At 53.5% G+C, this 8,210-nt stretch carries 6 protein-coding genes; 3 read left to right on the top strand and 3 right to left on the bottom strand.

What is annotated here, in order from left to right; genetic code table 11:
- From IV91_RS17265 to IV91_RS0109005, 3 genes are all read right to left on the bottom strand, one after another.
- Positions 1–510 (bottom strand): tyrosine-type recombinase/integrase (locus IV91_RS17265; protein WP_150112443.1); only part of this gene is annotated, 510 nt, incomplete at its 3' end.
- Positions 511–825: 315 nt separating this feature from the next.
- Entirely contained in the window at positions 826–1,878 is a 1,053-nt protein-coding gene (locus tag IV91_RS0109010; RefSeq protein WP_233418432.1) for an HD domain-containing phosphohydrolase, read from the bottom strand.
- 74 nt (positions 1,879–1,952) lie between these two features.
- The gene (locus tag IV91_RS0109005) at positions 1,953–3,593 is read right to left on the bottom strand and encodes a methyl-accepting chemotaxis protein (RefSeq protein WP_082783158.1); all 1,641 of its coding nucleotides are present in this window, start codon (positions 3,591–3,593) and stop codon (positions 1,953–1,955) included.
- Between the two features lie 130 nt (positions 3,594–3,723).
- Here IV91_RS0109005 and IV91_RS0109000 point away from each other — a divergent pair, with 130 nt between their 5' ends.
- The 3 genes from IV91_RS0109000 to IV91_RS0108990 are packed head-to-tail and all read left to right on the top strand — an operon-like array spanning position 3,724 to position 8,194.
- Complete coding sequence (locus IV91_RS0109000; protein ID WP_082783159.1) at positions 3,724–4,323, top strand: response regulator; 600 nt, start codon at positions 3,724–3,726, stop codon at positions 4,321–4,323.
- Positions 4,324–4,337: 14 nt separating this feature from the next.
- On the top strand, positions 4,338–7,829 hold the full coding sequence (locus tag IV91_RS0108995) for an ATP-binding protein (RefSeq protein WP_031597733.1): 3,492 nt from the start codon (positions 4,338–4,340) through the stop codon (positions 7,827–7,829).
- On the top strand, positions 7,826–8,194 hold the full coding sequence (locus IV91_RS0108990; RefSeq protein WP_031597732.1) for a response regulator: 369 nt from the start codon (positions 7,826–7,828) through the stop codon (positions 8,192–8,194). Before IV91_RS0108995 ends, IV91_RS0108990 begins: the two co-directional genes overlap by 4 nt.
- The last annotated feature ends 16 nt before the right edge of the window (positions 8,195–8,210 follow it).

Raw genomic sequence — 8,210 nt, 5'->3', positions numbered from 1 at the left:
TTTAATGCGGCTAGAGGTTTCTGGTTTCTCTAGCCAAGTTGGACGTAAAGCGTCAGCAATATGCCGAGGTTGGATTAGATCCAATGGTAAGGATCCAATGATAGGGAAAACGTCTTGGGTAAGGGTATTTATCCATTGCTGACCGTGTTTGTGGTTTTTCCAACCAGGCAGCCGTTCTGCATGCACTGTAGTGGCGGCATCTTCAAAAGTGGGGACTGTTGGTTGTGCCGGTTCCAATACCTTTTTCTGCTCCAGCGGATCTTGGCCTGCCGATATTTGTTGGCGCATAAGCAATGCCTTCTGGGCTGCTTCGGCGATGCTTACTTCAGGGTAGGTGCCCAAGCCAGTATTACGCCGCTTGCCCGTAAAAGGGCTTATATAACGCAAAACCCATTTCCCATGCCCTTTAGTGCTTGATGGATGTAAGGCTAGGCCAGTGACGCCACCGTGTGAAACAGGGTTGTCTGCTGGTTTTAGGTGGCGTGCTTTGAGATCGGTAAGAATTGCCATGATGACTCCGTGAAGGGAACCGCCTGGATTGCGGTATGCCATTCAGTATGCCATAACAATGTGTTTTTAGTCGGAAGGTTTAGGATGCTATCGGAATTTAAACCATATAATCCGCTGATTTATATGGTTATAATAGTCATTAGTAGATTTCTTTGGATGTTTAAATGGCGGACGCCCTCTCCGCCAACTCATTGAAAATCCGCTGCTTTTAGCGGATTTTTTTATTTCAATTCGGCAGTAGTTGTGCTTGGCTAACCCGGCAGTTCGGCCTTGCTCATAAACTGCTGAAACAGGCGGGCTGAATGCGGGGTAAAGTTACAACGAGAATCCGTTTTTCGGTTCGTGTTCACCTCTGCCGGAGAATATCTCTTCCATGGTATCTGCTCGGCGCTGGAATGCCGCCAAGACTGCAGGGTCGAAATGAGAGGGCAGGGTGCGCCCATCCCCATTGAAAATGATGTCAATGGCTTTTGCATGGTCGAATGCCGGCTTGTACGGACGTTTGCTGCGCAGGGCATCGTAGACGTCTGCGAGTTGCATGATCCGCGCCGGCAAGGGGATTGTCTCTCCCCTGAGGCCGCCAGGATAACCGCTGCCGTCCCAGTGTTCGTGGTGACCCAAGGCAATGTCATACCCCATCTTCAAGTAAGGAGAAGAATTCTTCGCCAGAATCTGAGCTCCAATAGTGGTATGACTTTTCATGATCGCCCATTCGGCGGGTTCCAAACTTCCGGCTTTCAGCAGGATATGGTCGGGAATACCGATTTTACCGATATCGTGCATGGGGCTGGCATAAAAAATGAGTTCACAGAATTCCTTGTCCAACCCTATTTGTTTCGCCAGTTCATGGCTGTAATGGCTGATTCTCTTCACATGATCGCCCGTTTCATCATCGCGAAATTCCGCTGCCCGAATCAGGGTGAATATGGATTCGACGAAAGATTCACGCAACGCATTGGTGCGCTCCTGCACTTTGGTTTCCAGTATCTGGTTGTGGTTTTCCAAAAACTCATTGAATTTCTTCAGTTGCAGCAGATTGCGTACACGAATTTGCAGATCCGTGTGGTCGATGGGTTTGGTAAGGAATTCTTCGGCCCCAGCCTTTAGTCCTTGCAAACGCGAAGCCCTGTCTTCCAAGGAACTGACCAGGATGATCGGTATCGACTGGGTGTCTGGATCCATTTTAAGTTTTTTGACCACCTCGAATCCAGTCATGCCCGGCATCATCAGATCCAGAAGGATCAACTGTGGTTTGAAACTCTTTACGATCTCCAAAGCTTGCTGCCCATTTTCGGCCAAAGCCGTTTCCAGTCCCTCACCTTGGAGCAGGATTTCGAGCAGACAACGGGTCTGCAAATCGTCGTCCACCACAAGTACACGGCTCCGGGTGTCATCTGCTGAGGTTCTCTGGAAGGATGTCATCACCAATGCCTCTGTCGGGTTCAAATTTTGAACCGGTTGATTGTGGTGCGCATATCATCGGCCAGATGTTCAAGGTGATCTGCGGCATCAGCGGTGGTTTCTGCAGCGGCACTGTTCTTCTCTGTCAATTGCGAGATCCTTTCGATATGTGTGGCGATGTCGTTGCTTGCGGCGGTTTGCTCGTTCAGGGCGGTGGACATTTCTCCCACCGTGTTGGCCGTCTGCCCTGACCCCGCCTTGATCTGATTGATGGCTTCGCCGGCCTGATCGGCCAATTTCACGCCTTCGTGAACCTGATTGACCATGACGACCATGCTGTCTACGGACTTTTTTGAAGCCTGCTGGATGGTATCGATCATCTGCGACACTTCAGCAGTGGCCAGACTGGTTCTTTCGGATAGTTTGCGAACCTCGTCTGCTACCACGGCAAAGCCTCTTCCCAACTCTCCGGCTCGCGCCGCTTCGATGGCGGCGTTCAGGGCGAGCAGGTTGGTCTGGTCCGCGATTTCCTTGATGACCTCGACGATGGATGAAATCTTGGTCGATTGTATCCCGAGGTTTTCTATGGATTGCGAAGTCGCTTTCGCAATTTCGGCGATCCGTTTCATTTCTTCCGAGGCGCGGTGAATGATCTTGCTCCCCTGCTCGGACAGTTCGCCGGAGTGCCGTGAAAGTTTCATTGCCTCCTGGCTTCCTTCGGAAATGTTGCTGATGCTGACCACGATCTGCTCAACGGTTGCCGCCATTGCAGCAGTGGCTTCGCTTTGATGGGATGAGTCGGTCGCCACCTGATGGGACGACACTGAAAGAGAATGGGAAGATCCCGCCAGTTTCTCGATGCCGTCATGCACCTGGCGGAATGATTGCTGCAGGTTTGTCATGAGGTCGTTGAAGGCACCACTTGTCTGCCCGATTTCGTCTTCGGAATGCACATCGACGCGCATGGTGAAATCGCCGGTCTTTGCGATTTCCTGGATCGTCCTCTGCATTCTGCCTGCAGGTACCGATACAAGTAGGGTGAGAATGAACCGGATCAGCAGCCACAGGAAAATCTGAACCACCACCACAACGATAACGGAGGTCCAGACAAGTCGCTCCAATTTGGCACGATCGGCCGAGATGTCCAGATCGATGACCGAAGCGCCATTGTGATAGCCCACCGGCACAACGTGACACATCAGACAGTCGGTCCCTCTAAAATTGTGGCTCTCGGTATAAGGGATGATCCCGTGCAGCAGATTGCCCTTAATGCTGAAACGCTTTTTCCCATCATCCAAGGACTGTCTTTCTTCGTCTCCAACGGGTTGCTCTTCCGGCAGTCCCGCGCCAAACTGCTGTTGCACCAGTTTGTTCCGGATCAACCGCAGAGATTTGACATTCTCGCTTGAGCCCATCTTCCGGATGAAGAGTTTCCTCTGCTCCACATCGCTGATGATCCCGTTGAGCATGAGCATGTTGGCTCCGTTGATCACGCCGTCGGCCAACACCTCGATCTTGCCTTGCTCGTCCATAAGCATCGAATTCTTTTCGACACTATAGAAAGACATCGCAACGGCAATGCCGACCAAAAGCAGGATGGATTGAACAGCCAACTGAATTTTGAATGCGATGGCATGTTTCATGGAAACTTGTTTTATGAAACCGCTGGAGGTTTTGTTCATGTTGTTTGAACACTCTGATTGATTGAGCGAAAAGCATTGTACCTACGATCTGTCCAAAATGTCCACACTATCTGTATTGTTCGTTATAATCAGTGGGAAGTTAAAATGTTCATGAACACGGATCAGGTATATGACAACTGGAGAAGCAGCACGCATGCTTGGCGTAGGTCTGAATACGGTCAAACGCTGGATAAACCGCGGTGATTTGCGGGGTGTTTGCACCCCCGGTGGCCACTGGCGCATTTCGAAAGAAGATCTTTACGCATTCATGCGCGGGAAGGGCCTGCCGATCCCGGGCAGAGACAAGACAACCCCGGTGCGCATGCTCATTGTCGATGACGACCCTTTCGTATGCACATTGCTCAGGGCAGTACTGGAACAGGCTGACTTCCCTTCGGAAACCCAATGCGTCCACGATGGTTACACGGGGCTGATGCGGATTGGCGCATGGCGACCGGATGTGCTGGTGCTGGACATTCTCATGCCTGGCATCAACGGCCTGGAGGTACTGAACCGCATCAGGGCGGATCCTGATCTTGACGACATGGCCATCGTTGTGATCACGGCGATCTTTGATCGGTCTGATGTCGTGCAGGCGGCACGATCCGCCGGGGTAGCGGCTATATTGCCCAAACCCGTGGAAGCACGTCGGCTTCTGGATATCATCGGCGCATGTATGGCTTTGCCGGTCCCTTTCCCTGACGAAGAGCGCGGGGCACTGCAAAGATGAGGAGTGAGGCGGGTATGTTTAAATCGAGGCTGGGACTGCGGTTGAGCGTTATTCTGGGTGCGGTCCTGGCCCTGCTGCTGGCCGGCGGATTGACCTGGCTTGATCACAACGAGCGCCAGTCCATGGCGGAGCAGGCAGAACAATCCACCGAACAGACGGCACTGGCGCTGGAAGCCAGCCTGAAATCCATCATGCTGGCCGGCGAGGGACCGATTGCGCACGACTGGTTGAAGCGTGTCAGGCAGACGACCGACTTCGATGATGTGCGTATCTACCGCCGCGACGGTACCGAGGCTTTCGTGGACAACGCCACCATTGATCGTGTGAACGTCTGGCTGGGCACGAAACACTTTGCACACCATGATCGGGAGGTCAAACCGGAAACTTTGCCCCCCTCCCTCGGGAAATCCTTCACCGCAGCCGCAGCCGGAACTGAGACCAGAGTCATTGAAAACGGTCGCCTGACCCTGCTGCTGCCTATCCGCATCGAGAATGCGTGTCTACAATGCCACGGCTATGATGGAGCCCCCGCTAATCCCGTGCGCGGCGTACTCAAATTGTCTGTGCCCACCAGTGCCTTGACCAAGGCCATGGCCGGTCAGCGCAACAAAATCCTTTGGTCGGTGGCTGCAGTTATTTTGCTGACGGGAGGGTTGCTGATGTGGTTGTTGAACCGCGAGGTGATTCGGCCCATTGGTCTGCTGCAGGCTGGCGCGAAAAAGATCGAAACAGGAGGAGACCACTCCTATCGTGTGACGCTGGATCGCACCGATGAACTGGGCAGTCTCGCGAACATGTTCAACGAACTGGTGAGCCACCTGCAGCAGCAGACGATCAAGCAGGCGACCATGTACGAAGCTGTCATTGGTCTTTCCCGGGAACTGGTGGACGAGGTGCTGCTCAGGAAGATCGGTGAACTGGCGATGCAATTGACGGATGCGCGTTATGCCATGCTGTCCTACCTGAAGGATGGCGAGAAGCAGTTTATTCCCCTGGGGATGGACGATGCCCAACTGGAGAAACTCAAAGGGCATGCGCCACAGGGACTGGGGTTGCTTGGGCTTCTGTGGAACGACTGTCAGGTGGTACGCGCAGAAAATATCACCAACCATTCGAAATCCATCGGTTTTCCAGAGGGTCATCCACAAATGACCTCATTCCTCGGGGTTCCGATCGAATTTGCCGGAAAGATGATCGGGGCGTTGTATTTGACGGACAAGCAAGGGGGGCAACCTTTTTCCAAGGATGACGAATCGGCAGTGCGAATGCTGGCATCCAGTTGCGCCGTGGCATTGTCCAACGCACAACAGTTTGAGCATCTGCAAGAGGCCAATGCCGAACTGGAAAATCGTGTGGCCGCGCGTACCAGCGAACTCAATAACGCCAACCGTCTGCTGCGCAGCCATGAAATCGAACTGGAACTGATGAATGACGAGTTGCGCCATGCCAGCGAGGCAAAAAATCAATTCCTGGCCAACACCAGTCATGAGTTGCGTACGCCCCTGAATGCGATTATCGGTTTCTCCGACCTGCTTCTTGTGAAATCCAAGGAACTGTCGACCAAACATAAAGAGTATGTGGAATACATCAATATCAGCGGTAGGCGCTTGCTGGAATTGATCAACAGTCTGCTGGATCTATCCAAGATCGAGGCAGGCATGCTGGAGATCCATCAGGAACCTACAATTCCGAGCACTGTCCTCAAATTCATGGTCAATCATCTCAGACCTTTACTGGACAAGAAAGGTCTGGAAGTCAGTTTCATCCTGCCTGAAGAAGACCGCACGGCCTATCTCGATGCCGGTAAATTGCAACAGGTGTGGGTCAACCTGATTGGAAATGCGATCAAGTTTACGCCAGACGGGGGGCATATCGAGGTGGGTTTCACCCTCAAGGGCGACGATGCCCATGCCGTTCTCGAGGGCTGGGTGCGGGATAGCGGGATTGGCATCGAGCCAGCCGACATCGAGCGCATTTTTCAGCCCTTTGTCCAGGGTGAGGGCGGATTGACGCGGGAGTTCGGCGGCACAGGACTGGGGCTGACATTGGTACGTCGCTTGCTGGAGATACAGGGCGGTTCCATCCGGGTGGAGAGCAAGCCGGGCACGGGCAGCCTGTTTGCCTTTACACTGCCGGTACAGATGGTGGCGGCTGAAGGGGAGGTGGGAATCCCCCTTCTGGAGGGGCAAGGGGAAAAGGTCGAATCCCAGTTGCTCATGGAAGTGGTCGATGAAGACCTCCCTGAGTTGGTGGAGTTGCCAGTGATTCTGATCGTCGATGATGACAAGGCTCGTGCTGCCGCAGTCTCCTCCTTGTTGCGAGAAGAAGGGTACCTGGGTGAAATGACCGATCTGGGTCATGTCGAACTTCTGGCGGAAGAAAAATGTCCTTTCCTGATCATTGTCGGCATACCAGACGACCCCGTGGACATTTATCGCCAACTGCATCTGCTGCGCTCGCGCAAGGCCACCCGCCATATTCCGCTGGTGCTGCTTGGCGGCAACGCCGAGTCACCCAGTTTTTCGCTGGGTACGGTGGATACCATGGACAAGCAGGTGACCAGGAATGACCTGGTGAATCTGATCAGCCGTCACGGGCGGCAAATTCAGCATGCACCAAGCATGACGGTGCTTGTGATCGACGATGAGCCCAGTGTGCGCGAATACATCAGGGAATGTCTCCGCGGCCAGGGCTATCGCCTCCTGCTGGCTGCCAATGGACGGGACGGCATTCAGGCGGCCATTGAACATGATCCGGATCTGATCATACTGGATTTGATGATGCCGGGCATCAGCGGATTTGAGGTGGTTGAGGAATTGAAGCGTCATCCCACAGCCTGTGATATTCCGGTGGTCATTTTTTCGGCCAAGGACTTGACGCGCGAAGAGGTCATGCGGCTTGGTCAGGAAGTGGAAAAAGTGTTGACCAAGGGGGCCACCAGTCGCTCCGATTTATTGCGAGAACTGCGCTCCATGGAATTGTTGTATCCGGTGCAGGCACGATTGATGGACAGCGTGTTGCGTTGCTACAATTTGCGCTACAGGCAACTTCGTTTGGCGCAGGAATGCAATCGCGCCGAGCGCTACGGTCAGACCTTTTCACTGGTGGGGTGGCAGATGGATTATTACGATGCCTATGTGAAAAAATATGGCCAGCACTGGGGCGTGGCTGCCCTCAAGGAAATCGTTGAGTTGGTGAATTCGGTCACCCGCGAAGGAGATGTGCTGGTTCGTTCCGGTGAGGCATCCTTCATGTTGATTTTGACGGGCACCGCGCAATCTGTGGCGGAACGGGTGGCTGAGAAGTTGCGATTGCGAATTCGCATCCATAAATTTCCCCTGGCAGGGGGGAAGACGGGGAATTTCACTGCCTCCTTTGGATGTGTGCAATTCGGTATTGGTGCGTTCAGCCCTGAAGATCTGCTGAGGCAACTGAATGCGCTCATGGCGTTTGCCATGAAATCCGGTGGTGATCGCTGCATATGCTCCGAGGTGGGGGAATCATGAGCAGAATTCTGGTGGTTGATGACAATGTGCTAAATCTGCAGTTGGCCTGCATCACGCTCGAGATGGCCGGACACGAAACTCTGGGCGCTTCCGATGGCAGAAAAGCCATCGAGGTCGCAGAATCAGAGCCACTGGATTTGATTCTCATGGACCTGCGCATGCCGGTGATGGATGGCAAGCACGCGATGAAGCATATCAAGGCTAATGAACGGACGCGGCATATTCCCGTGGTTGCGTTAACCGCCAGCGCCATGAAAGGGGAACGTGAACTGCTTCTGGCCAGCGGCTTTGACGGCTATATCGACAAACCCATCGATGTGAACTCCTTTGCCCACACGATCGCCGAATTCCTCCCGAAGGGGTGAAAGGCTTCCGCGCAGT

This window comes from Ferrovum myxofaciens, assembly GCF_000735045.1.
Taxonomy (GTDB): domain Bacteria; phylum Pseudomonadota; class Gammaproteobacteria; order Burkholderiales; family Ferrovaceae; genus Ferrovum; species Ferrovum myxofaciens.
The sequence above is the reverse complement of the archived record's forward strand: the minus strand, read 5'-3'. Positions and strand labels throughout refer to the sequence as shown.

What these genes read in the sequence shown, in the direction of transcription:
- IV91_RS0109005 (WP_082783158.1), bottom strand. Translation starts at nt 3,593, where the DNA reads ATGAACAAAACCTCCAGCGGTTTCATAAAACAAGTTTCCATGAAACAT.
- IV91_RS0109000 (WP_082783159.1), top strand. Translation starts at nt 3,724, where the DNA reads ATGACAACTGGAGAAGCAGCACGCATGCTTGGCGTAGGTCTGAATACG.
- IV91_RS0108995 (WP_031597733.1), top strand. Translation starts at nt 4,338, where the DNA reads ATGTTTAAATCGAGGCTGGGACTGCGGTTGAGCGTTATTCTGGGTGCG.
- IV91_RS0108990 (WP_031597732.1), top strand. Translation starts at nt 7,826, where the DNA reads ATGAGCAGAATTCTGGTGGTTGATGACAATGTGCTAAATCTGCAGTTG.